The organism is Delftia sp. PX-1 (genome assembly GCF_055797465.1).
In genome coordinates, this window is the sequence record NZ_CP184763.1 from 3,122,003 (window position 1) to 3,144,104 (window position 22,102).

19 protein-coding genes are annotated in these 22,102 nt (G+C 68.8%); 9 read left to right on the forward strand and 10 right to left on the reverse strand.

From position 1 onward, the window contains the following. Positions 1–111: 111 nt before the first annotated feature. Positions 112–1,626: a 4-hydroxyphenylacetate 3-hydroxylase family protein gene (locus ACN20X_RS14460; protein WP_133073044.1), complete on the reverse strand. Its 1,515-nt coding sequence runs from the start codon at positions 1,624–1,626 to the stop codon at positions 112–114. Continuing rightward, positions 1,626–2,774 (reverse strand): branched-chain amino acid ABC transporter substrate-binding protein, encoded by a 1,149-nt coding sequence (locus ACN20X_RS14465; RefSeq protein ID WP_017406794.1) that lies wholly within the window; start codon positions 2,772–2,774, stop codon positions 1,626–1,628. The genes ACN20X_RS14460 and ACN20X_RS14465 overlap by 1 nt, the downstream gene beginning before the upstream one ends. A gap of 281 nt (positions 2,775–3,055) precedes the next feature. On the opposite strand from ACN20X_RS14465, the gene ACN20X_RS14470 reads away from it, so the two are divergent. From ACN20X_RS14470 to ACN20X_RS14500, 7 genes are all read left to right on the forward strand, one after another. Next, the gene (locus tag ACN20X_RS14470; protein WP_016452303.1) at positions 3,056–3,973 is read left to right on the forward strand and encodes a branched-chain amino acid ABC transporter permease; all 918 of its coding nucleotides are present in this window, start codon (positions 3,056–3,058) and stop codon (positions 3,971–3,973) included. Beyond that, the gene (locus tag ACN20X_RS14475) at positions 3,973–5,154 is read left to right on the forward strand and encodes a branched-chain amino acid ABC transporter permease (RefSeq protein ID WP_473210789.1); all 1,182 of its coding nucleotides are present in this window, start codon (positions 3,973–3,975) and stop codon (positions 5,152–5,154) included. Before ACN20X_RS14470 ends, ACN20X_RS14475 begins: the two co-directional genes overlap by 1 nt. Then, positions 5,144–5,971 (forward strand): ABC transporter ATP-binding protein, encoded by an 828-nt coding sequence (locus ACN20X_RS14480; protein ID WP_016452301.1) that lies wholly within the window; start codon positions 5,144–5,146, stop codon positions 5,969–5,971. Before ACN20X_RS14475 ends, ACN20X_RS14480 begins: the two co-directional genes overlap by 11 nt. Beyond that, positions 5,964–6,662 (forward strand): ABC transporter ATP-binding protein, encoded by a 699-nt coding sequence (locus ACN20X_RS14485; RefSeq protein WP_016448200.1) that lies wholly within the window; start codon positions 5,964–5,966, stop codon positions 6,660–6,662. Before ACN20X_RS14480 ends, ACN20X_RS14485 begins: the two co-directional genes overlap by 8 nt. Positions 6,663–6,777: 115 nt before the next feature. Further along, positions 6,778–8,052: a flavin-containing monooxygenase gene (locus ACN20X_RS14490; RefSeq protein ID WP_133073042.1), complete on the forward strand. Its 1,275-nt coding sequence runs from the start codon at positions 6,778–6,780 to the stop codon at positions 8,050–8,052. 53 nt (positions 8,053–8,105) lie between these two features. Then, positions 8,106–8,540: a RidA family protein gene (locus ACN20X_RS14495; RefSeq protein WP_012204875.1), complete on the forward strand. Its 435-nt coding sequence runs from the start codon at positions 8,106–8,108 to the stop codon at positions 8,538–8,540. 53 nt (positions 8,541–8,593) lie between these two features. Further along, complete coding sequence (locus ACN20X_RS14500; RefSeq protein WP_017406790.1) at positions 8,594–9,271, forward strand: DUF1028 domain-containing protein; 678 nt, start codon at positions 8,594–8,596, stop codon at positions 9,269–9,271. A 67-nt stretch (positions 9,272–9,338) separates the two neighbouring features. On the opposite strand, the gene ACN20X_RS14505 is transcribed toward ACN20X_RS14500, so the two are convergent. Continuing rightward, entirely contained in the window at positions 9,339–12,308 is a 2,970-nt protein-coding gene (locus ACN20X_RS14505; protein ID WP_133073041.1) for a diguanylate cyclase, read from the reverse strand. A gap of 317 nt (positions 12,309–12,625) precedes the next feature. Next, positions 12,626–13,597, reverse strand: a complete 972-nt coding sequence (locus ACN20X_RS14510) for a LysR family transcriptional regulator (protein WP_016448196.1) — start codon at positions 13,595–13,597, stop codon at positions 12,626–12,628. A 116-nt stretch (positions 13,598–13,713) separates the two neighbouring features. On the opposite strand from ACN20X_RS14510, the gene ACN20X_RS14515 reads away from it, so the two are divergent. Together ACN20X_RS14515 and ACN20X_RS14520 are read left to right on the forward strand one after the other, a co-directional pair. Then, positions 13,714–14,955, forward strand: a complete 1,242-nt coding sequence (locus ACN20X_RS14515) for a serine hydrolase domain-containing protein (RefSeq protein WP_133073040.1) — start codon at positions 13,714–13,716, stop codon at positions 14,953–14,955. Then, the gene (locus ACN20X_RS14520; protein ID WP_133073039.1) at positions 14,952–16,124 is read left to right on the forward strand and encodes an MFS transporter; all 1,173 of its coding nucleotides are present in this window, start codon (positions 14,952–14,954) and stop codon (positions 16,122–16,124) included. The genes ACN20X_RS14515 and ACN20X_RS14520 overlap by 4 nt, the downstream gene beginning before the upstream one ends. A 32-nt stretch (positions 16,125–16,156) precedes the next feature. Here ACN20X_RS14520 and ACN20X_RS14525 read toward each other — a convergent pair whose 3' ends face one another. The 6 genes from ACN20X_RS14525 to ACN20X_RS14550 all read right to left on the reverse strand — a co-directional run bounded on the left by ACN20X_RS14525 (position 16,157) and on the right by ACN20X_RS14550 (position 21,977). After that, a complete protein-coding gene (locus ACN20X_RS14525) occupies positions 16,157–18,433 on the reverse strand; it encodes a putative bifunctional diguanylate cyclase/phosphodiesterase (protein ID WP_212645926.1) in 2,277 nt (758 codons plus the stop codon). Positions 18,434–18,461: 28 nt separating this feature from the next. Further along, positions 18,462–19,220 (reverse strand): GGDEF domain-containing protein, encoded by a 759-nt coding sequence (locus tag ACN20X_RS14530; RefSeq protein WP_016448192.1) that lies wholly within the window; start codon positions 19,218–19,220, stop codon positions 18,462–18,464. After that, complete coding sequence (locus tag ACN20X_RS14535; RefSeq protein ID WP_016448191.1) at positions 19,220–19,621, reverse strand: DUF1987 domain-containing protein; 402 nt, start codon at positions 19,619–19,621, stop codon at positions 19,220–19,222. Before ACN20X_RS14535 ends, ACN20X_RS14530 begins: the two co-directional genes overlap by 1 nt. 84 nt (positions 19,622–19,705) lie before the next feature. Further along, on the reverse strand, positions 19,706–20,278 hold the full coding sequence (locus ACN20X_RS14540) for a SiaB family protein kinase (RefSeq protein ID WP_189354152.1): 573 nt from the start codon (positions 20,276–20,278) through the stop codon (positions 19,706–19,708). A gap of 9 nt (positions 20,279–20,287) precedes the next feature. After that, complete coding sequence (locus ACN20X_RS14545; RefSeq protein ID WP_016448189.1) at positions 20,288–21,520, reverse strand: SpoIIE family protein phosphatase; 1,233 nt, start codon at positions 21,518–21,520, stop codon at positions 20,288–20,290. A 193-nt stretch (positions 21,521–21,713) separates the two neighbouring features. Then, complete coding sequence (locus ACN20X_RS14550; RefSeq protein WP_017404395.1) at positions 21,714–21,977, reverse strand: DUF2789 domain-containing protein; 264 nt, start codon at positions 21,975–21,977, stop codon at positions 21,714–21,716. Positions 21,978–22,102 lie beyond the last annotated feature (125 nt).

Below are 22,102 nucleotides of genomic sequence, written 5' to 3' on the forward strand. Positions count from 1 at the left end.
GGAGGGCGGCCAGGGTGATCCACCGCGTAGTTGACCAAGCGGCGGACCGCGCTGCAAGAGGCCCTTCCCGCAAGGCGCCTGCATTGTGCGGCGGTCGGGCCCCGGCAGCCTTCAGTCGCTGGCGTTGTGATTGCGAAACCATTGCGCCACCGCACCGTCGCCCTGGGCCGGCGCCTGCGTGGCCTTCACGCGGTCCGTCAGACCGGCGGACTTGCCCACGAAGTCCAGCGGCGCATCCCAGTTGAAGTGCCGGTACACGGCCGCCGTCTGGGCGTAGGGCGGGCATTGCGCAAACAGCTGGAAGCTGAGCCGGTGGCCGGCGTGGTCGGAGTCGAGCAGGTCGCGCGCATAGGCCAGCAGCCTGCGGCGGTCGTCGGCCTGCGATTGCGGGCCGAGGGTGTAGAACTTGCGCAGCCAGGGGCCGGTGTCCTCGTTCTCGAAGCTGGCGTGGTCCGGCGTCAGGCAGACCTGGCCGCCGCACAGCTCGCGCACGGTGTTCATCATGTGGTGCAACTGGCCGGTGGCCAGCGACCGTCCCGTGAACAGCAGCGACTGGTTGGGCATCATCAGCCCGGCCGGGCTGCGCTCGGCCAGCGCGATGGCGGCCGTGAGGTGGGCGTTGATGCCTTCGCGGTAGCAGGCCAGGCCGGCCAGCCTGTCCTGCACGGCCTGCAGCCTGTCCACTCCGGTCTGGCGCGCGTTGTGCAGGGCTGTGCCTATCAGCATGTCGGCCAGCTTGAGGCTGCGCTGCAGGAAGGTGAAGGCCGAGTAGCGGTGCAGCGTCTCGCGCAGGAAATGGGCGGCCCGGGTGTGGCGGTAGAACAGCACGTTCTCCCAGGGAACCAGCACGTCGTCGAAGACCACGATGGCGTCCACTTCGTCGAAGCGATGGCTCAACGGATGGTCCTGGGCCGATGCGCGGGCGGCCAGGCCCGGGCGGCAGATGAAGCGCAGGCCGGGCGCGCCCAGGTCGCAGATGAAGCCTATGGCGTATTCGGACTGCGCCGCGTCGCCCCAGTGCGCCAGCCCCGGCTTGGTGAAGGCCTGGTTGGCATAGGCGGCGGCGGTCTCGTACTTGGCGCCGCGCACGATGACGCCTGCATCGGTCTCCTTGACCACATGCAGCAGCACGTCGGGGTCCTGGTCCTGCGGCAGGCGCGAGCGGTCGCCCTTGGGGTCGGTGTTGGCCGATACGTGGAACAGGTCGCCACGCACCACGCGGCGGATGTGGGTGCGGATGTTGGCGGAAAAGCGCGGGTCCAGCTCGTTGAGCACGTCCTGGCCGTCGAACAGCGACCACATCTCGCCCACGCTCTCGTCGCCCACGCGCATGACCACGCCGCCCATGTCCTCCAGCAGCAGATCGGTGGCGCGGCGCTTGTCCCACCAGTCCTGGCGCGTCAGCGGCGGCTTGTGGGCGATGGGGTGGCGCTCGCCGTCGCCTTCGTCGTAGGTGAGCGCGTCGCGCAGCGCGGCCTCGTGCTGCAGGTCGTACATGCGTGCACGGATGTCCACCAGCGGCTTGAACATGGGGTGGGTGGTCACGTCGTTGACGCGCTCGCCGTTCATCCAGACCCGCCGGCCATCGCGGATGGAGTCGCGGTACTGGCTGCCTGTCCTGATCATCAGCGGCTGGCCCACTTGCCGTCTTTGACCTCGTGCAGCTGCAGCTCCACGGGCACCTGCGTCTGGCCGTTGGCATCGAAAGTCACGGTACCGGTCACGCCGTCGTAGCGTATGGCGCGGATGGCCTTGGCCACGGCCTGCCGGTCCTTGGTGCCTGCCGTCTTGAGCGATTGCAAAAGGATGCCGGTGGCGTCGTAGGCGTACTTGGTGTACGGGCTCTCGGAGTCGGCATAGCCCTTGGCGGCATAGGCGCGGCTCATGGCGTCCAGCCGGGGGTTGGTCTGCGATTTGGGCGTGCCGACGATGGTGCCGTCCGCGGCCGGGCCGGCGATCTGGATGAGCTGCGGATCGAAGATGCCGCTGATGCCCAGCATGGGCTGCTTCATGCCCAGCTCGGCCATCTGCTTGCGCACGATGCCGGCCTCGGTGATCACGCCGCCGAAGTAGACCGCGTCGGGGTTCAGGCTCTTGATCTTGGTGAGGATGGAGCGGAAATCCGTGGTGCCCACGGGGTAGCTTTCCTCGGCCACCACGCTGCCTTTTTCTGCCTTGTAGAAGCTGCCGAACGAGGCCAGGTTGGCGCGCCCGTAGTCGCTGGTGTCGGCAATGATGGCGATCTTTCTTGCGCCCAGGCCCGTGGCGGCCCAGGCGGCCAGCGGCTTGTTCTCGTTGACCAGGGTGGGCGTCACGCGCGTGGTGTTGGCGAAGTTCTGGTCGGTGATCTTGGGGCCGATGGCGCCCCAGACGATGAAGGGCATCTGCACGCGGTTGAACACCGGCAGCGTGGCCAGGGCCACGGGGCTGTTCCAGTGGCCTATGGCGCCCACCACGTCGCGGTCGTTGACCAGCTTGAGCGCGGCGGACACGCCGGTCTGCGGGTCGGAGGCATCGTCCAGCACCACGCCCTCCGCCTTGAACGGCACGCCGGCCGTGGCATTCCACTGGTCGATGGCCAGCAGGAAGCCGTTCTTCGCGCCCAGGCCCTGCTGTGCGTTGCCGCCGCTGACGGGGCCGATGAAGCCCAGCTTCACGGTGGACTGGGACCAGGCCGCGCCGCAGGCCAGCGTGGCGGCGGCCAGCGCCAGGGCGGATGCGGCAAGGCGCCGGCGCGATGGCAGGAGGGCGGTGGTTGTCGTGAAGGCTTGCATGGTCGGTCGGTCCTGTTCAGGTGAAGACGAGGGGCAGCCATGGCGGCCCGGGCGGGGCCCGGGGCGCCACGGTGCATGGCGGGCTGGCCGGCGCTGTCTGGCAACGCCGCCGGATCAATGTATCGCCGCACCGGCCCGGGACTGGATCGCGTTTTCCGAAGCAGCGCCTCGGCAAAAGCGACGCAGGTTTTGTGCGGTTTCTTGCTTCAATGGTTGTGTGACATGGAGACAAGCGAAGCCCCGCCAACCCGGCCGAACCCGACACAAGAGGAACCCTATCGATGCATGACGCGCTGTTCCAGCAACTCATCAACTGGCTGACCCTGGGCTGCATCTACAGCCTGCTTGCCCTGGGTTTCAGCCTGTTGTTTGGCGTGCTGCAGGTGATTCACTTTTCCCATGGCGACGTGGCCATGGTCGCCCCCTTCATCGCCCTGGCGGCCGTGCAGGCCCTGGCCACCGCGCTGGGCGGCTCGGCCCCCTGGCTGGTGCTGGGCCTGGCCTGCCTGGTGGCCATTGCGGCGGTGGGAGGGCTGGGCATCGCCCTGGACCGGCTGGTGATCAGCCGCTTTCGCAATGCGCCGGCCATGATGCCGCTGGTGGCCACGGTGGCGCTGGGCATCGTGATCCGCGAGCTGATCCGCCACCTGTACCCGCAGGGCAGCAATCCGCACGCGTTCCCAGCGATTGCGCAGGGGGCCGTTCCCACCCCGTTCGGGCCGCTGCCCCTGATCAGCGTGGTCTCGGTGCTGGTGGCGGTGGCGCTGGTGGGCGTGCTGCTCTATGTGCTGCACCACACGCCCATGGGCATGCGCATACGCGCCGTGTCGCAGGACCGCGAAACCGCGCGGCTGTTCTCCATTGCGCCGGGGCCGGTGTTTCGCAACACCTTCTTCATTGCCTCGGCCACCGGTGCGGTGGGCGGCATCTTCCTGGCCAGCTATGCGGGCGTGGTGCGCTTTGACTTCGGCGTGCAGGCGGGGCTGATCGGCTTTTCCGCCGCGGTGGTCGGCGGCCTGGGGCGGCTGGGGGGCGCCATTGTCGGCAGCCTGCTGATTGCGGCCATCGAGACCATCGTGCAGGGCTATGTGCCCAACGGCACCTCGTACCGGCTGGTGTTCGTGTTCGCCCTGGTGATCCTGGTGCTGATCTTTCGCCCCGCCGGCCTGTTCGGCGTTCAGAAAATGGAGAAGGTGTGATGCAGACAACGACGATACAGGCGCCGCCGCGGGCGGCGCCACGGAGTGCGGGCTCTGCCGCCATCGTGCTGGGCGTGGCCCTGGCGGGCGCCGTGCTGCTGCGCCAATTCCTGCTGGCCGAAAGCTGGATCACGGTGATGGCGCTGCTGGCCTGCTTTGCCGTGGCCCTGGTCGCGGTGCAGAAACGCCCGCTGATGGAAGACCGCATCGTGGCCGCCTTCGGCCAGTGCAGGCCGCTGGCCGTGGGCACGGGCGTGGTGCTGGCCCTGGTGTTTCCGTGGGTGCTGGGCGGTGACAGCTACGCCATGCACCTGATGATCATCGCCTGCCTGTACGCGGTGCTGGCGCTGGCGCTGAACTTCCAGCTGGGCAGCGCCAACATACCGAACTTCGCCACTGGCGCGTCCTACGGCATCGGCGCCTATGCGTCAGCCCTGCTGGCCATCCACTTCGGCGTGAGCTTCTGGATCTGCCTGCTGGTGGCCGCCGCCGTGGCCACGGTCTTCGGCTTTTTGCTGGGCCTGCCGTCCATGCGCACCCGCGACAGCTACCAGGCGCTGGTGACGATCGCCTTCGGCATCGTCGTGCACCAGCTGCTGATGAACCTGGAGTGGACGGGCGGCGCCAACGGCCTGGTGGGCATTCCTTCGCCCACATTGTTCGGGCATTCGTTCAACGACCCCATCACGCTGTGGGGCCACAGCCTGCCGGGCCAGGCCAACTTCTACTACGTGGCCGTCGCCCTGCTGGGGCTGGCCATCGTCTCGGCGCAGCGCCTGCACAGCTCGCGCGTGGGACTGGCCTGGAATGCCCTGCGCGACGACGAGATCGCCGCGCGCGCCTGCGGCATCAACGTCACCTGGTTCAAGGTCAAGGCCTTTGCGGTGGACGCCTTCCTGGCGGGCTTCGCGGGCACGGTGTATGCGTTCTATGTGAGCTTCATCTCGCCGGACAACTTCACCTTCCTGGTGTCGGTGACCATCATGACGCTGGTGATCGCAGGCGGCATGGACAACACGCTGGGCGTGATCGTCGGCGCCTTCCTGCTGACCATGCTGCCGGAGAAGCTGCGGGCGTTTTCCGACTACCGCATCCTGTTCTACGGCCTGGTGGTGATCGCCTTCCTCATCATCCGCCCGCGCGGCATCTTCCCCCAACGGGTGCGCAACCATGAGCATTGATTCCCATCCCACCCACCATGCCGCGACCGCAGGCCCGCTGGTCCTTGAGGGGCGTGGCCTGACCATGCGCTTCGGCGGCCTGACGGCGGTGCAGAGCGTGGACATCCACCTGGCGGCGGGCGAGGTGCTGGGCATCATCGGGCCCAACGGCGCGGGCAAGTCCACCTTGCTGAACCTGCTGACCGGCATCTACCAGCCCACCGAGGGCGAGGTGCTGCTGCAAGGCCGCTCGCTCAAGGGCATGGCCGCGCACGACATCGCGGGCGCCGGCATTGCGCGCACCTTCCAGACCAGCCGGCTGTTCGGCTCGCTGAGCGTGCTGGACAACGTGATCATCGGCATGCACGCGCGCACCCGCTGCGGCGTGCTCACCGCGCTGCTGCGCCCGGCCGTCTCGCGCGCCGAGATGAAGCGCTGCGCCGAGCGCGCCTGCGCGCTGCTGCAAAGCGTGTCCAGCGACTTGCACCAGCGCCGCAACGTGCTGGCCAGCAGCCTGCCGCAGGCCGACCGCCGCCGCCTGGAGATTGCGCGCGCCCTGGCCGCCGAGCCGCGCATCGTGCTGCTGGACGAGCCCTCCAGCGGCATGGACGACCGCGACACCGATGCGCTGATCGCCGACATCCAGCGCCTGCGCGAAGGCAATCCGGCGCTGGGCTTCATCATCATCGAGCACGACATGCGGCTCATCGCCACCTTGCCGCACCGCGTGATGGTGCTGGACTACGGACGCAAGATCGGCGACGACAGCTTCGAGGCGGTGCGCCGGCTGCCGCGCGTGCAGGAAGCCTATCTGGGCAGAAAGGCCAGCCATGCTTGAACTGGACTCCATCAGCACGCGCTATGGCGTGGTGAACATGCTCAACCAGGTCTCGCTGCAGGTGCCCGAGCACAGCATCGTCTGCCTGCTGGGCCCCAACGGCGCGGGCAAGACCACCACCTTCAAGGCGATCGCGGGCCTGCTGCCCGTGCACCACGGCGCCATCCGCGTCATGGGCCAGCCGCTGGCGCGCATGCGCACCGAGGACCTGGCCGGCCTGGGCGTGGGCTTCGTGCCCGAAGGGCGGCGCCTGTTTGCCGAGCTGACCGTGCAGGAGAACCTGAAGATCGGCCACGACGCGCTGCGCCCGCAGCAGGGCTTTGCCCAGGCGCTGGAGCGCGTGGTGGCCCTGTTCCCCCGGGTGGGCGAGCGCCTGTCGCAGGCGGCGGGAACGCTGTCCGGCGGCGAGCAGGCCATGGTGGCGCTGGGCCGCGTGCTCATGGGCGAGCCGCGCCTGGTGGTGATGGACGAGCCCACGCTGGGCCTGTCGCCCAAGCTCATCGAGGAGTACTTCGAGACGGTGCAGCGCATCCACAGCCAAGGCATCACCGTGCTGCTCATCGAGCAGAACGCCGAGGCGGCGCTGTCCATCGCCCACACGGGCTATCTGCTGCTCAAGGGCCAGCTGGTGGCCTCGGGCACGGCCAGCGAGCTGCTGGCCAACGACGTGGTGAAGCACCTGTACCTGTAGCGCCGCACGGGCGGCCTTCACCTCCTTTCCTTTTTTGTTGCGGACCACACCAAGGCAGTCGGCACCGCGCCGATGCGGGACGGCCTGCGCCTTTTTTTCCTGAGAGACCCACACCATGACAGCTGAAATCCAAACCATCAATACGCTCGTGGTCGGCGCCGGGCAGGCCGGCATTGCGGCCAGCGAACACCTGAGCCAGCTTGGCGTAGAGCACCTGGTGCTGGAGCGCCAGCGCATCGCCCAGGCCTGGCGCACGGGGCGCTGGGACTCGCTGGTGGCCAACGGGCCGGCCTGGCATGACCGCTTTCCGGGCCTGCAGTTCAAGGGCGACCGCGACGGCTTTCCCGGCAAGGACGAGGTGGCCGACTACTTCGAGGACTATGTCCGCCAGATCAAGGCGCCCGTGCGCACCGGCGTGGAGGTCAGGCGGGTCACGCGCAACCAGGGCCGGCCGGGCTTCACGGTGCAAACGTCCGAGGGCGTGATCGAGGCCCGCAACGTGATCGCGGCCACGGGACCGTTCCAGGTGCCGGTGATCCCTCCGATAGCGCCGGCTGCGCCCGCCGATGGCGGCCTGCTGCAGATCCATTCCGCGCACTACCACCGCCCCGCGCAGCTGCCCGAAGGCGCCGTGCTGGTGGTGGGCGCAGGCTCCTCGGGCGTGCAGATCGCCGATGAGCTGCAGCGCGCGGGCCGCAAGGTGTTTCTCTCGGTGGGCGCCCATGACCGGCCGCCGCGCGCCTATCGCGGCCGTGATTTCTGCTGGTGGCTGGGCGTGCTGGGCGAATGGGATGCGGCCATTGCCAAGCCCGGCCGCGAGCATGTGACCATTGCCGTCAGCGGCGCGCGCGGGGGCCACACCGTGGACTTTCGCGCGCTGGGCCACCAGGGCATCACCCTGGTGGGGCTGACCGAGTCCTTCGCCGATGGCAGTGTGCGCTTCCGGGACGACCTGGCCGAGAACATCGCCAACGGCGACGCCAACTACCTGGCCATGCTGGATGCGGCCGACGACTACATCCGCCGCAACGGCCTGGACCTGCCCGAGGAGCCCGAGGCGCGCAGGCGCCTGCCCGATCCCGAGTGCGTGCGCCATCCGCTGCGCGAACTCGACCTGGCCGCCGCAGGCATCACCTCCATCATCTGGGCCACGGGCTACAGGGTGGACTTCAGCTGGCTGCAGGTGGACAGCTTCGAGCCCGGCGGCAAGCCGCGCCACCACCGCGGCGTGGGCCATGAGCCCGGCATCTACTTCCTGGGCCTGCCCTGGCTGTCGCGCCGTGGCTCGTCCTTCATCTGGGGCGTGTGGCATGACGCCAAGTTCGTGGCCGACCACATCGCCAAGCAGCGCCGCTACAGCGACTACGACGCCGCCGCCCGCAGCAGGTAGCAGCTAGCGCGCTCTGAGACACCTTCCCATCCACCCCTTGCAGGAGCCAGACCATGCCCACCCATACCCGCATCCGCATGTTCAACACCAAGGACACTTATCCCAACCAGTCGCTGGACAACGACCTGTGCCAGGCCGTGCGCGCCGGCAACACCGTCTATGTGCGCGGCCAGATCGGCACCGATTTCGAGGGCAACCTGGTCGGCCTGGGCGATCCGCAAAAGCAGGCCGAGCAGGCGATGAAGAACGTCAAGCAGCTGCTGGAGGAAGCGGGCAGCGACCTGTCGCACATCGTCAAGACCACCACCTACATCATCGACCCGCGCTACCGCGAGCCCGTCTACCGGGAAGTGGGCAAGTGGCTCAAGGGCGTGTTTCCCATCTCCACGGGGCTGTGCATCTCGGCCCTGGGGCAGCCGCAGTGGCTGATGGAGATCGACGTGATCGCGGTCATCCCCGATGACTGGCAGCCGCCGGCCAGCGCCTGAACGTCGACCACAGCAAGCACCTAATACAGCCGCATCGGCAGGAGGCAGAAACCATGACTTTTTCGATTGTGGGGCGCTGCGAGCGCACCGGGCAGCTGGGCGTGGCCATCAGCTCGTCCAGCATTGCGGTGGGCGCGCGCTGCCCCTGGGTGCGCGCGGGCGTGGGCGTGGTGTCCACGCAGAACATCACGCTGCCCGCCCTGGGCCCGCGCGTGCTGGACCTGCTGGAGCAGGGCGCCGACCCCCAGGCCGCGCTGCGCCAGGCGCTGGACGACGGCAGTTGGCCGCAGTACCGCCAGGTCACCGTGGTGGACGCGCAGGGCCGCACCGGCGTCTTCAGCGGCAGCCAGGCCCTGGGCATCTTCACCAGCGCCGTGGGGCGGCAGTGCGTGGCGGCCGGCAACCTGCTGGCCAGCGAACGCACCATCGAGGCCATGGTGCCGGCCTTCGAGCGCAGCGCGGCGCTGCCGCTGGCCGAGCGCCTGCTGGCCGCCATGCAGGCCGCCATGGCCGCGGGCGGCGAGGCCGGGCCCGTGCATTCGGCCGCGCTCAAGGTGGCGGGCGAGCACAGCTGGCCCATGGCGGACCTGCGCGTGGATTGGTCGGAGCACGATCCCATCGGCGCGCTGCAAGGCCTCTGGGCCGCCTACGCGCCGCAGATGCAGGACTACCAGACGCGCGCCATCGATCCCACGGCCGCGCCCAGCTACGGGGTGCCCGGCGATGAGTGAGGCGGCCGGGTAGCCGGCACATCGCCTTGCCCGGGCGCACGGGCGTGTCGCGGCACTGGCATCGCGTTCACTTGGCGTCTGAAATCACGGGGGTATCGGGCGTCCAGCACGTGGTGCGGTTGCGGCCATTGCGCTTGGAGAAGTACATGGCGGCGTCGGCCCGCTCCAGGCAGCGCTCGACCGATGCCTCGCCCTCGTCCATGAGGCATACGCCCAGGCTCACGGTGAAGCGGATCGGGCTGTCCTGGCCCTGTACGGACACGGCCAGCGCCGCCACGGCCTCACGCAGGTTCTCCGCGCGCCGCAGTGCGGTCGGGGCGTCCACGTCCGTCAGCAAGACGGCGAATTCCTCGCCGCCCAGGCGGCCCAGCATGTCGCCCTGGCGCAGCTGCTTGGACACCGCGATCACCAGATGCCTGAGCACCTCGTCGCCCACGCCATGGCCGAAGCTGTCGTTGACGCGCTTGAAATGGTCGATATCCAGCATGATCAGTGCCGACGGATGGCTCAGTCCCAGGCGCAGATACTCCAGCTCCGACTCCATGCGCGTGATGAAGGCCCGCCGGTTGCTGGCACCCGTGAGCGCATCGGTCAATGCCAGGGCTTCGAGCTGCGTTTCGCGCCTCTTGTAGTCGGTCACGTCGTGGAATACCCAGCAGTAGCCAAGCAGCCGCTCCTGCCTGCGAAGCGGCAGCAGCTCCGTTTCTATATGGCGGCCGTTGGACAGGGCAAAGATCGTTCGTTGCGACAGGGCACCTGCCCCCGGTTGCGGTGCAGGTTGCAAGGCCGTTGCCATGGCCGGGGGCAAATAGGACAGCAAGGTCTGCAGGCTTTTCCCCACAAGGTCCGTGGCGGACAGCGGCAGCTCGAACAGGTCCACCAGCATTGCGTTGCTTGCCCTGATGCACTGCCCCGCATCGTCGGTCACCAGGATGCCCGACGGAAATTTCTCGATGATGGCCTCCAGCCGCTGCTGTACCTGGTGCAATGCGCTTTCCGCCTGATGGCGGGCATCTACGTCGAACAGTGTCCAGATCACATTGCCCTGGGGGTCTTCGGGGTCCAGCAGTGCCCCCTGCATGTCGAACCAGCGCATGTGTCCGCCCTTGACCTTCAGTGCCCACTCGGTACGCACCGTGCCCTTCAGGCTCAGGCGCTCGTACAGCGATGCGAAGCTGTCGAAACTGTCGCTGGACGGATGCAGCTGCTGGAATGAGCACTGCGGCTCGAGCGCGCCCGCGGCAAGGCCGAAGCACTCGGCTGCCCGGGCATTGGCGTAGACGATGCTGCGGCGATGGCTGGCGACAAGCACCAGGGCGCTTCCGCGCTCCAGCAGGGCGCTCACCATATGGGTCTGCTCCACCCGTTCCTGGATATCGGTGTGCATTCCCAGCATGCGCATTGCCTTGTTGTCGGCATCGCGCAGGGTCACTTCCCCGCGCGATTCGATCCATCGCCAGGAGCCATCGGCCTGCCTTATGCGCATCTCGACACGGAATGGGTCGCCGTGTTCGAGGTGGCGCCTGAGCCGTTCCTGGACGCGAGGCTGGTCCAGTGGGTGCAGCAGATGCATGAAGCCGGCCACGGTGAACGAACCGAGTGCCTGGTCCGGCATGCCCAGCATCTGGTAGCAGCGGGCATCCCACAGCACCTGGTCGTGTTCGCGGTCCCACTGCCAAAGTCCGTCACGCACGGCGCCGATGGTCAGCCGCAGCCGCTCCTCGCTTTCGTGAAGCGCCTTGCGCAGGCTTTCGTCCTGGGTGACATCGAGGATGTAGCCATGCCAGAGCACGGTTGCGTCGTCAGTGCGTTGCGGGCGTGCATGGCCCTGCAGCCAGCGCACGGAGCCATCGGCGGACTGTACGCGGTACTTGCAGGCCCAGTCCCCCTGGCTGCGCATCGCTTCGTCGATGGACCGCCTGAGCGCGGAGATATCTTCCGGATGAACCCGCTGTGCCAGGTCCTGCAAGGCAGGGTCTGCCGTATCCGGATCGATGCAGTGCATGGCATAAAAGCCGGGGTTGGCAAACGACAGGGCATAGTGGCCGGCAGGGTCCCAGCTGTACTGGAACAGGCCGCCCGGCACTTCCTGCGACAGGAGATGAAAGCGCTCTTCGGACTGGACCCGCTGGTCCTCCTCCCGCCAGCGCTGGAACGCCAGCCAGGCCGTCAGCATCCCGCCCAGAAAAATCAGCAGCGTGCCTATGCCGTTGCGCCACAGGCTCTGCCGTATGGTCTCGTTGAGCGGGCCGAACACGGCCTCGTGGTCCAGCCCCGTGCTCACCAGTATCGGAAAGCCGCTGACGCGGCTCCAGGCATACATGCGCTGTATTCCGTCGGTGCTCGCCAGCACCTCGTAGGTGCCATGCGTGACATCGGGGGCAAACAGCGCCACCCGCTTCGCGGGCAACTGGCGCCCGAGCACCCGATCCTGGTTCTGCGAGCGTGCAAGATAGGTGCCGTCCTCGCGCAGCAGCAAGATCACGTCGCGCGGGCTGTCGAAGATGGCCTGCAACTGCCGCGACAGGTACTGCGGCGACAGCGACACCACCAGCACGCCCGCAAACGCGCCACGGTGGTGCAGGGCGCGGCTCAGCTGGATACCCCATTGCCCGGAAACCCGTCCCTGTACCGGACGGCCGATGAAGGTTCCCTGCGTCAGGCCCTTCAGATGCGCCTGGAAATGTTCGCGGTCGAAAATGGACACGCCCTGCGCAGGCGGCTCCGAGGCTGCCAGGCTCGAATACACCACCTGGCCCTTCGCATCGGCCACGGCCACCTGGACGATGGTGCCGGGCGGATAGGCCTCCTGGACGCTGGCGACGGCCCGCCCGAACGCCTCGGAGTCACCCGACTCGTAGTCCTGGGCCAGGTCCCGCAGGGAATAGTTCAGGCCCGACAGCATGGTCCCGGCCTGCGCGGAAACCGCCTGGGACATCTGCGAGACGCGCAGCCATGCCTGATCCTGTGTGTAGCGCTGCATGTACTGGTGGCTGGCCAGCAACGCGGCCCAGTACAGCCCCGCTGCGAGCGCCATCAAGCAGACGCCTGCAATGACGGCCAACGATGTTCTTGCGTGCGAGCGCGAGGAAAGGGCGGGACGATGGATAGCGGTGGAACGAGAAGACATGCAACGCAGCGAGACAAGAAAAAAGATCTGCAACGCCAGCTGTCAACCGCAATGGCCCACCGATACAGCGCCCCGCACGCCACAGCGCTCGAGACGCAGGTCCTGCCTGCCGGTGGGCCAGAGCAACCGATATGACTCTGTGAATACGTCGCTCTATAAGCATGCTAACTCAGATGGGGGCCTGCGCGATAGCCAGCAAGTCAGGGCAGCAGCCGGCGCGCAGCCTATCCGCGCGTCCCGGATGTCTGGGGTGTCTTGGGTGTCTTGGGCGCCCCGGTCCTGGCAGCGTCCTGGACCTGCCCGGGCTGCGCCTGTGGAAACACCCGCGCGCACAGGAAGTCCACCAGTGCCCGCAGCTTGGGCGAGGGGTGCCTGCTGGCGGGCCACAGCACGTGGAAGACATTGGTGTGCTCCATCCAGTCCGCCAGCACGGGCTGCAGCCGGCCGTCGGCCAGCGGCTCGCGGATGGAAAAATCCGGCAGGTAGGCGATGCCCAGGCCCTGCAGCGCAAAGCACAGCCGGGTTTCGATGTTGTTGCAGATCATGGAGGTGGGCAGCTGCAGCTCGGGCGCGCCCGCTGCGCGCCGCAGCACCCAGGGCTCCAGCTTGCCGCTGTGGGGGTAGCGGTAGTGCAGGCAGCTGTGTTGCAGCAGATCTTCGGGCACCCGGGGCGTGCCGCGCTGCGCCAGATAGCCGGGCGAGGCCACCAGCAGGTAGCCGAAGGCGCCCAGCCGGCGCGCGGACAGCCGGGAGTCGGCGGGCGCGCCCGTGCGCACCACGGCATCGAAGCCTTCCTCGATCACATCCACCAGCTGGTCCGTGAAGTCCAGGTCCAGCTCGATCTCGGGATAGGCGCGCATGAACTCGCCCAGCACCGGCAGCACCAGCGAGCTGACCAGGGGCAGGCTGACCCGCAGCCGGCCACGCGGCGCGGCGCTGGCCTGCGACAGCTCCAGCTGCGCGGCCTCGATCTCGGCCAGGATACGCCGGCTGCGCTCCAGGAACAGCGTGCCCTCGGCCGTCAGCGTGATGCTGCGCGTGCTGCGGTGGAACAGGCGCACGCCCAGCCGGTCCTCCAGCCGCGCCACGCTCTTGCCGATGGCCGATGCCGAGACTCCCATCAGCCGGCCTGCCGCCACGAAGCTGCGGGTCTCGGCGACCTGCACGAACACCAGGAAACCGTTGAGGCTGTCCAAGGCCACTCCTTCATTGCGGACAGAAAGCTCCGCATAACACGGAAATCTACCCCACTTTTTCTTTAATCGAGGGCTTTCTATCGTCAGGACCCTGTTCATTGATCCCGGGAATTCCCATGACGATTGCTCTTTCTGCGGCATCTGCTGCACCCGCTGCGCTGCCTGCAGCCCCGTTGAACTCGCCCCTGTCCGACCGCATCCAGGCCGTGGTCCGGCAGGCGCTTGAGGCGCAGCGTCTGGTCGGCGCCGTGGTGCTGGTGGCGCGTGGCGGCGCCCTGGTCCACCGCCAGGCGGCCGGCTGGGCTGACCGCGAGCGCGGCCTGCCCATGGCCGTGGACACGGTGTTCCGCCTGGCCTCGGCGAGCAAGCCCATTGTTTCGGCGGCGGCCCTGGTGCTGGTGGCGCAGGGCCGGCTCGGTCTGGATGAGGGCGTGGACCGCTGGCTGCCGCAGTTCCGGCCCCGGCTGGCCGATGGCCGGCCGGCGCGCATCACCGCGCGGCAGCTTCTCAGCCACACGGCGGGGCTGGGCTACCGCTTCTTCGAGGCCGACGCACAGGGCCCTTATGCGCTGGCCGGTGTATCGGACGGCATGGATGGCTCGGGCATCAGCCTGGCGGAGAACCTGCGCCGCATCGCCAGCGTGCCGCTGCGGTACGAGCCCGGCACGGCCTGGGGCTACTCGCTGGCCACCGATGTGCTGGGCGCCCTCATCGAACAGGTGCACGGCAGGCCGCTGGAGCAGGCCGTGCGCGACCTTGTGGCCGGGCCGCTGGGCATGGCCGATACCGGCTTTGCCGTGACAGATGCGCTGGCCGCACGGCGTGTGGCCACGGCCTATGTCAGCGATGTGCCGCAGCCCCATCCGCTGGCCGAGGGCGAGACCGTGTCGCCCTTCGAGGGCGCCATCGGCATCCCGTTCAGCCCGGCCCGCATCTTCAATGCGCGGGCCTTTGCCTCGGGAGGGGCGGGCATGGCCGGCACGGCCGGCGACTTCCTGCGCCTGCTGGAGGCCCTGCGCCAGGGCGGCGGAACGCTCCTGCCCGACGCGCTGGTCGCCGAGATGGCGCGCGACCAGACGGGCGGGCTGGAGCTGCCCGATGCGCCCGGGTTCGGCTTCGGACTGGGCTTTTCCGTGCTGCGCGATCCGGCGCTGGCCGCGTCGCCCGAGTCGGCGGGCACCTGGCGCTGGGGCGGGGCCTACGGGCATTCCTGGTTCGTGGACCGGGCACAGGAACTCAGCGTCGTGGCCTTCACCAACACCTTGTACGAGGGCATGTCGGGGCGCTTCGTCAACGATTTGCGCGACGCGGTCTACGGGGTTTGTGAGGTCCAAGGGGCTTCGGGAGAGCCGCAATGAACGGAACAAGCCAGGACCGCCTGCCCGTTGCCTCCCTGCTGGCGCTGGCCATGGCAGCCTTCATCACCATATTGACGGAGGCGCTGCCGGCCGGCCTGCTGCCGCAGATGGCCCAGGGCCTGGCCGTGACCGAGGCCTGGGTAGGCCAGACCGTCACCCTCTACGCCATAGGTTCCCTGGTGGCCGCCATACCGCTGACGGCCGCCACGCAAGGCATGCGCCGCCGCCCCCTGCTGCTGGCGGCGATCGCCGGCTTTGTCGTCGCCAACACGGTCACGGCGCTGTCCACGCACTTTGCGCTGACCCTGGTGGCGCGCTTTCTGGCGGGGGTCTCGGCCGGGCTGCTTTGGGCGCTGCTGGCCGGCTACGCGGCACGCATGGTGCCCGGCCATCTCAAGGGCCGCGCCATCGCCATTGCCATGGTGGGCACGCCGCTGGCGCTGTCGCTGGGCGTGCCGGCCGGCACCGTGCTGGGCCAGTGGGTGGGCTGGCGGCTGTGCTTCGGCCTCATGAGCGTGCTGGCGCTGGCGCTCATGGTCTGGGTGCGCGCCCGCCTGCCCGACTTTGCGGGGCAGGCGGCAGGCCGCCACCTGCCGCTGCGGCGCGTGTTCACCCTGGCGGGCGTGCGCCCCGTGCTGTTCGTGGTGCTGGCCTTCGTGCTGGCGCACAACATTCTCTACACCTACATCGCGCCCTTCCTGGCGGTGGCGGGCATGGCCGCGCGCACGGACCTGGTGCTGCTGGTGTTCGGCGCCACCTCCGTGCTGGGCATCTGGATCACCGGCGTGCTGATCGACCGCCACCTGCGTGCGCTCACGCTGGCCAGCATTGCGCTGTTCGCCTTGTCCACGCTGGTGCTGGGCGTGGCCGCTGATGCGCCGGCCCTGGTGTATGCGGCGGTGGCCGTCTGGGGCCTGGCCTTTGGCGGCGCCGCCACGCTGCTGCAGACCGCCATTGCCCACACGGCGGGCGAGGCCGCCGACGTGGCGCAGTCCATGCTGGTCACGGCCTGGAACCTGGCGATTGCCGGCGGCGGCATCGTGGGCGGCCTGCTGCTGGCGCGCATGGGCGTGGGCGCCTTCACGCCCGTGCTGCTGGCGCTGCTGGGCGCATCGCTGGCCGTGGTGTGGGCGGCCAGGCGGCATGGGTTTCCTGCGGTTTGCAGGTAGGTAGGGAGGGAGCAGGACGCGGCCTGCCCGCCTCAGGGGAACTCAGAGGTGCCAGGCTGTCGCTGAAGCGCTTCATTGCGCTGGCCCAGCCAGCCCAGCAACTGCGCCTTGTCCATGGGCCGGGCAACGTGATAGCCCTGTCCCTCCTGGCAGCCCATGGCGCGCAGGGCCTGCCAGGCGCTGGCGTCCTCTATGCCTTCGGCCAGGACCTGCAGGCCGAGCTTGCGGCCCAGCTGGGCGATCATTTCGGCGATGCGCGCTTCCTGTGATTCGCCAAGCTGGCGCACGAAGCTGCGGTCGATCTTGATGCGGTCCAGCGGCAGGCGCTCCAGGTAGCTCAGCGAGGAGTAGCCGGTGCCGAAGTCGTCGATGGCAATGGTCACGCCCAGCGTGCGCAGGGCGCTGAGCGTGGCCTGCAGCAGCTGGGTGGGCAGGACCGCGACGGATTCGGTGATCTCCAGCTCCAGCTGCGCGCCCTGCAGGCCGTGCTCGGCCAGGGCATGGCGCACCGTCTGCAGGAAGCCCGGGTCCTGCAGCTGCACGGTGGAGACGTTGACGGCCATGCGCCGGGGCGCGCGGCCGGCGTCCAGCAGTTCGCGCATGGTGCGGCAGGCCGTGGCCAGCACCCATTGGCCCAGCGGCACGATGAGGCCCGAATGCTCGGCCACGGGAATGAAGCGGTCGGGCGGCACGAAGCTGCCGTCCTGCCGTGGCCAGCGCAGCAGGGCCTCCAGGCCGACCAGGGCATGGGTTTCCAGGTCCACCTGGGGCTGGTAGACCAGGAAGAGCTGGGCGCCGTCGATGGCCGCGCGCAGGTCGGACAGCAGCAGGGCGCGGTCGCGTGCCTCCATGCCCATGTGCTCGGAATACTCCAGCAGCTGGCCCCGGTGGTCGCGCTTGGCGCGCTTGAGGGCGATGGTGGCGTCCTTGACCAGGTCGGTGCCGGCCTGGCGTTCACGGGGCAGGTGCACGTAGCCGCAGGTCAGCGAGACCTTGTGCGGCACGCCGTCCACGGCCAGGGGCTGGCGCGCGCAGTCCAGCAACTGGCCCAGGGCCACTTCCCTTGTGGGGCCCAGGATGCCGAAGGTGTCCGAGCCCACGCGCGCCAGCAGCACGCCGGCGGGCAGGGCGCCGGCCAGGCGGCGGGCCATGGCTTCGAGCAGGCGGTCGCCGAAGCGGTGGCCCATCACGTCGTTGGTGGCGCTGAAGTCGTCGATGTCCACCAGGGCCAGCACATGGTCCTGCGTGCCGCGCCACACGCATTCGTCCACTTTTTCCACGAAGTGGGCGCGGTTGGGCAGGCAGACCAGGGGGTCGAAATAGGCGGACTGGTGCAGGCGCTCCAGCAGGCCGCGGTTGTGCAGCAGCGTGCGCAGGTTGGCGCAGAAGACTTCGAGCAGCTGGCGGTCCAGTGCGCTGTGCGAGGCCGGCGCGTCGATGAAGACGGCCATGTCCTGCTCGTCGCCACGGCCTATGTACAGGGCCACGCCGCGCTGCACGCCATAGATGTTGCGGCGGGTCTGCAGCGCCTGGCGCAGCAGGCGCAGCCCGCGCGAGGCCAGCACGGTGGCGATGGGCTGGTCGATGAGCCGGGCGAACGGCCCCGTGGCCGCGAGCACGCGGTAGGGCTCGGCCGGGTGCGTGCCCTCCGAGCAGACCAGGCCTTCGCTGGCCACGCCCAGCAAGGTGGCCAGCTGGGTGATCACGCCGCGTGCGAAGGCGTGCAGGTTGGTTTCCTCCAGCAGCGAGGCGCTGGAGCGCACCATCAGCTCCAGGCTGCGGCGGTTGGCCTCGATGGCGCACAGCTGCTCGTAGGAGCGCACGGCGGTCACCACGATGGCCAGCAGCCGGTCGGGCGTGAGTTCGGTCTTGGTGCGGCAGTCGTTGATGTCGTAGCGCAGCAGGGTTTCCAGATCGGGCGCCTGGCCCGGGCGGCCGGTGCGCAGCACGATGCGGCTGTTGCGCAGGCCGGCCGTGTAGCGGATGAAATCCACCAGATCCAGCCCGGCGCCCGTGCCGTCGGTCACGGCGTCGAGCACCACCACGGCCAGGTCCTGCTCGCTGCGCAGCAGGTTGCGCGCCTGCGTGCCGGAGCGGGCGTAGAGGAACACCAGCGGCCGGCCGAACAGGCTGTGGCCTTCCAGCGCCAGGCGGAAGGCGGCGTGTACGTCGGGGTCGCTGTCCACGATCAGTACCCGCCATTCAGGCCCGGGCACGGGCGATGGCGGGGGCGGCTGCAGAGCCGGCTGCAGGAGGGCGGAAGCAGGGGCGGGCGCCCTGGGCGCCCGTGCGCGCATCACGAAACTCATGCCTCAGCCCTGTCTGTGTCCGCGCCGCTCAGGCCGTGGCATGGTCTGCCGCGCGCACGACCTGGTTGCGCCCGCTGCGCTTGGCGGCGTACAGCGCCTCGTCGGCCAGGCTGTAGGCCTCGTCGAAGCGGCCGCCGCTCGGGCGCCAGCTCACGCCGAAGCTGGCCGTGATGCAGCTGGCGTCGGGCAGGCCGAAGGGATGGGCCTCGATGGCTGCGCGCACCTGCTCGGCCACGCGCACGGCGCCGTCGCTGTCGTGCTGGGGCAGCAGCACGGTGAATTCCTCGCCGCCCACGCGGCCGATGTGGGCCGTGTCCGGCACGGCGGCCTTGAGGCAGCGCACCACGCCCAGGATCACGCTGTCGCCCACGGGGTGGCCGAAGCTGTCGTTCACGCGCTTGAAGTGGTCTATGTCCAGCACGATCAGGGCCAGGCCCTGCTGGGTGAAGTGGCGGTTCACGCGCTCGATGATGGCCGCGCGGTTGAGCACGCCGGTCAGCGGGTCGTGCGTGGCGCGGTATTCCAGCTCGCCGGCCAGCTCCTGCAGGCGCTGGTTGAGCTGGGTCATCTCCAGCTCGGCGCGGTCGCTGCGGCGCACCAGCCGGCGCGTTTCGCGCAGCAGGCGGTCATAGGCGGCCAGCAGCGCGCCCAGGGCCTGGTGGCAGGCCCGGGCGCCGGCCTCCTCACCCAGCTCGTGGGCCGCGCGGGCCGCCAGCAGGGCCCGGTGCTCGGCATCGAAAAGATCTGCAGGAGCGGCGCAGGCGGCGGGTGCTGCCACGGTGTCCATCACGCGGCCTTCACGGGATGGCCGGTGAAGGCAATGGCGGCAAAGTCGTCGCGCAGCTCCTCGCCGAATTCGCAGATGGTGTCGTCTTCCTCGTCGTAGTACCAGTGCAGGGCCACGGTGCGGCCGGCCTCGGCGGCCTCGCTCAGCGCCTCGATGAGGTTGAACAGCATCTTGGTGCTGGAGCTGTTGAAGTAGGCCAGCGCGATGTGCACCTGGATCGGTGCCTGCTGCTGCGCGGGCTGCGCCAGGGCCAGGTAGTCCTGCAGGCGGGTGAGGATGCCGCCATAGAAGGCGGCGGCGTTCTCCGGATAGGACTCGCCACGCAGGTGCAGCGTGTGCGTGTCGAACCGGAAGTCCACTTCCGGGGAGCTGGGGGTCGGAGCGATGTAGAGGTTGTCCATGCGTGATCTCGGTGCGTTGTCCGTGCCTGCGCGCCCGGCCTGTCCAGGTCCGGTGCCGGAGCGTTCCTGGCTGGCCGGTGCGGCTCAGAGCGTGGCTTTCAGGTAGAAGACGGGACGACCGTCCACGGTCTGGGCGGGATCGAAGTCGAACTGCAGCGGCTCGCGCGCATCGCGAGCCAGGGTCAGGAAACCCATGCCCGCGCCCTTGCTGCCTTCGGGCGCGTCGTCGCGCAGCGACTGGCGGCAGGCCTTCTTGATCTCGTCCAGGGTCATGCTGCGCAGGGCGTCGAGCTTGGCGCGCAGCGCCTCGCCCATGCCGGGCTCGATGGGGTTGGCGCACAGCAGCACGAAGCTGCCGTCGTCCTCGCGGCGGATGCAGACCGCGCCGTGGCGCAGCTCGCCATCGTCCTGGTGGGGCGGGGTCAGTGCATCGGCCGAGTAATGGATGATGTTCTGCGCCATCTCCACGAAGGACGAGAACAGCTTGCGCCGCGTGGGGCCGGGCACGCCGGCCACTTCCAGCTGCAGCCGCACGGCCTCGGCCATGGCCGCGACGATGTTCTGCGAGAAGTAGCCCACGTAGTAGAAGATCACCTGGTGCTGGCGCGCCAGGTGGAAGAAGCTGCCGTACTTGTTGGCGATCTGTGCTTGGGGCATGGGAGGCATTCAGGTTCTGAAGCAGAAGAAGGTCAGGTCGTCACGGCGGTGGTGCTCGCCTTGCCAGGCCTGCAGGGCGTCCAGCAGGGCGCGGTTGATCTCGGCGGGCGTGCGGCCGGCCTGCTCCAGCAGCAGCTCGCGCAGGCGCTTCTTGCCGAAGGTGATGCCGCGCGGGCCGCCGACCTGGTCGATCAGGCCGTCGGTGGTGGTGAAGACCAGGGTGCCTGCGGGCAGCTCCAGGTCGATGTTGTTCCAGGCGAAGTCGAACTCGCTGTCCACATAGCCCACGCCCTTGCGCTGGCCGTCCACCACCTCCACCGCCTCGGCGCCGGGGCGCAGCAGGAACAGCGACAGGCGCGCGCCTGCAAAGCGCAGGCGCCGGTGCGCGGGCTCGAACCAGAAGCAGGCCGCGTCCAGCCCGTCGTCCGAGCCCGGCGTGCCGTCCTTGCCGTCGAGCTGGCCCAGCATCTGCTTGACGCTGCGGTTCACATGGCCCAGCAGCGCGGCCGGGTCGCGCGGGCCGTGTTCCTTGATGGCCTGGCCCAGGCTGCTGGTGGCGATCAGTGTCATGAAGGCGCCGGGCACGCCGTGGCCCGTGCAATCGGCCACGGTGGCAAACCAGCCATCGCCGTCCTGGCTGAACTGGTAGAAGTCGCCGCCGACCACGTCGCGCGGCTCCCAGACCAGGTCGGCGCCGGGGCAGGCGCGTGCCAGGGCCTCGCGCGAGCTGCGCAGCAGCGACTGCTGGATCACGCTGGCGTATTCGATGCTGTGCATGATCTGGCGGTTGCGCGCCACCTGCATGTCCGCCACCGCACGCATCAGCTGCAGGCCGTGGCCCACGCCCGCGAACAGGCCGCCGCGCGTGATGATGAAGCCGTCGGTCAGCGCCTTTTCGCCGTACTCCACGGTCTTCACGGTCAGGGTGTCGATGTCGGTGGAGGCATCGACCACCAGTGGCTCCTTGTCCATGAAGGCGATGCAGCTCTTCTTGCCGTACAGCTCCATGCGAAACGGCTTGCTGAACTGCGACAGGAAGATGCTGCGGTTGATCAGGCCGATGGGGCGGTCGCCCTCCACCACGGGCAGGCTGGCCAGATCGCGGTGGCGCGTGAAGACCTCGAGCACCTTCTCGTTGGTCTCGTCGGCGGTCATGCAGGGTACGGGGGTGCACAGGTCCGCGGCGCTGGGTGGGCGGAAACGGGGCCGGGAATCGCTCAGGTAGGCGCGGGACTCATCCATGGAATGCACATCGCAAAATTGTTAGGGAATGTTACGATTTCCCTGTTTCAGTTTTGTGACGCGGATGGGCCTGAGGGGCAGGCACCTCTTTGGAGGACTGTGAGCCGACAGCCTTCGTCCTGGCGCGGCATGGCCGTTCGCGGCCTGGGGCTGCCGTCCATGCAAGCCATCGGGGTGGACAGGCAGCCTCGCTTCAGCTCAGGCCTTCGGCGCGCCGCCTGACGGCGTCCTCGTGCAGCGACTCGCTGAGCTGGTCGACCACGATGGACCACGACGCATCGGCCTTGAGCTGCTCGGCCAGGAACTGGCGCTGCGCATCGCTCCAGTAGGGCGCATCCACCACATCCACATCGGCGGCCAGCTGGTGGGCGCGGATGAAGTCGGCAATGGCCTGGTCGCTGGCATCCAGGCCCAGTTGCAGGAAGAGGTTGGACATGCGGACGACGGAGTTGTTCATGGAGGCGTGTTCGGTGCGTGTGGGATCAAAGGGAGCCGGCGGGCCGGCTGCAGGAAGGGGCCAGGGCGCTATCTTCCCCGATTTGCAGGGCGCCGCAGGCCAGTTGCGGCAGCATGGCAGCGCGG